Annotated in this window: 2 protein-coding genes and 1 pseudogene; 2 read left to right on the top strand and 1 reads right to left on the bottom strand. The window is 64.0% G+C overall.

Annotated elements, in window-relative coordinates; all coding sequences use genetic code 11:
• The first annotated feature begins 86 nt into the window (after positions 1-86).
• Positions 87-728: a chymotrypsin family serine protease gene (locus tag AC2VON_RS16300; protein WP_486953883.1), complete on the top strand. Its 642-nt coding sequence runs from the start codon at positions 87-89 to the stop codon at positions 726-728.
• A 6-nt stretch (positions 729-734) separates the two neighbouring features.
• Here AC2VON_RS16300 and AC2VON_RS16295 read toward each other — a convergent pair.
• Positions 735-893 (bottom strand): annotated as a pseudogene (locus AC2VON_RS16295) (aldehyde dehydrogenase family protein); the annotation flags it as partial.
• A gap of 100 nt (positions 894-993) precedes the next feature.
• Here AC2VON_RS16295 and AC2VON_RS16290 point away from each other — a divergent pair.
• Positions 994-1,701 carry a hypothetical protein gene (locus tag AC2VON_RS16290; protein WP_486953882.1) on the top strand — a complete coding sequence of 236 codons (708 nt, stop codon included), beginning with the start codon at positions 994-996 and terminating at the stop codon, positions 1,699-1,701.
• Positions 1,702-2,065 lie beyond the last annotated feature (364 nt).

Below are 2,065 nucleotides of genomic sequence, written 5' to 3'. Positions count from 1 at the left end.
CCCGCATGGGATTTTTTGCGATCCAAAAAATATGACCCGGCTGCCGACCCGGACGAGTCGGCCATCATTGCTTCAGGAGGTTTCGGGTGACTGTCTGGTGGACGATCAGATTCGGCGTGCTCAGTTTCATCGCGGCCACCGCCCTGGCCGCGTTTCCCGGTGCCGCGTGGGCGAATCCGATGCCGGGCATGGAGGTCCTCGACGATACCAGCAGCTGTACCGCCGGCTTCGCAGCCGAGGGTGGTGGCGGCACCTACTACCTGCTGACCAGTGGGCACTGTGACTCCGGCGACGGCTCGGTATGGGTGGACGGCAATGACAATCGGCTCGGCAGGATCCTCAGTAGCGAGAACAACGGTGGCGACCGCGACACGGCCGCCATCCTGCTGTCCCCGGCCGTTGGTGTACCCAGCGGCGACGTCGCCGGACGCCGGGTTCGCGGCGTGCTGCACCCCGACCAGATCGTTGTCGGAATGACGTTGTGCAAGCTGGGTGCCCAGACCGGTGAGACCTGCGGTGAGGTCACCGGCGTCGACGGCAATGTGGTCGAGGCGAATGTGTTCAGCATCGAAGGCGACAGCGGCAGCCCGGGCTTCGTCGTCAACCCAGACGGCACCGCCAGCGCCGTCGGCATCCTGTCGGGCGGCCCCGACGGCGACGACTCCAAGAGCTATTTCGTCCTCGTCGGCCCAGTGCTCTCGCAGTGGGGCCTGCGCCTGCTGCCGTGACCGACCTCAGTCCTCGGCCGGGTAACCCATCGGCAGCAGCACACTCTTCTGCTGGGTGAAGTGCTCGACGCCCTCGGGGCCATTCTCCCGGCCGATGCCGGAGTTCGTGTAGCCGCCGAACGGTGAGCCCGGATCCAAGGCGTACCAATTGATGCCGTAGGTGCCGGGCTAGTGACGGGGTCGTGGCAGGATTGTTGTCGCCCTGTCGATCTCGTTGCGTACAATCGCTACGGTATTGAATCCTGAATCTGTGAAGGGGCTAGAGATGTTTCTTCAACATGCAGGACGGCTGGGTGCCGGTGTATCGCTGGCTGACGCGGGCCTCGCGGTCGTGGCCGTCATCGGGATAGCGACAGCCCACGCCGACGACACCACAGTGGATGTCAACGGCTGGACGGTGACCCTGAATGGCTCCGACACGTCGTCCAACGCCGTGCTGGCCGACCCCAGCGACTCGCTGGGTCTGGGCAGTTCACCGATAGCGGGCACCTGGACGAGTAACCCGTCCGGCTTTTTCAGCTCGGGGTCAGACGACACGTTCAGCTCCACGGCACCCGCAACCGATAACTCTCTCTCGGGCCATTCTCTTACGATCGGTAATATCTGGCTCCCCCATGGATCGGTCTTCCCCGAAATCGACGAGGAGCAAGTCGATATCGGCAACGTCTTCAACACCTACGGCTTCCTGGTGCCCGCTATCGGGGGCAAAGAGGTCGTCGACCTGCTCAACCTGAAATCCGGCTCGGATTCTCCGCCGCTGGTCAATCCGGATGCCACCGGCCCGGTCAACATGGGCGGGCTCCCGATGGCGTCGCCGCAGGACGGCGGGCTGCTCAACGACCTCTTCGATGCGGTGCTCAAGGGCGACACCGCTGACTGGGGCAAGGCGGTGACGCTCTTCGGCGACCTGCTCGGCTTCGACCTGTCGGGTGTGACGACTGTGGTGGACCCGAGTGCTATGTTGCCGGCCTGACGTTGATGCGATGAAGGGGCGAGCCTTCGCTCCGGTGACGTTCCCGGCGGATGCTTGGGGCGTTCATAACCAATCACGATCGGGAAGCCCCTGATGGCAGCAACGACCTTTGGATCGGTTGCACCAGCCTGCGATTGGGCACCCCGATCGCGACCGCCAACACGTCGGATCTCCGGCATGTCGACGGCCGCGGGATCGTGCAGTACCGCTAGGCCTGAAGCCGTGGGGGCGAACACTGATATAGCACAATCTGTGCTACCGTTGGGCCGTGGAAGTGGAAGCGATAGGAATCCGAGAATTGCGCCAGCACGCGTCGCGATATCTCGCGCGGGTGGAAGCCGGCGAGGAACTCGCCGTCACCAAC

Source organism: Mycobacterium sp. TH-M82, from assembly GCF_057473605.1.
Note: the sequence above shows the minus strand (reverse complement) of the source record. Positions and strands in the feature narration are given on the sequence as shown.

What these genes read in the sequence shown, in the direction of transcription:
- AC2VON_RS16290 (WP_486953882.1), top strand. Translation starts at nt 994, where the DNA reads ATGTTTCTTCAACATGCAGGACGGCTGGGTGCCGGTGTATCGCTGGCT.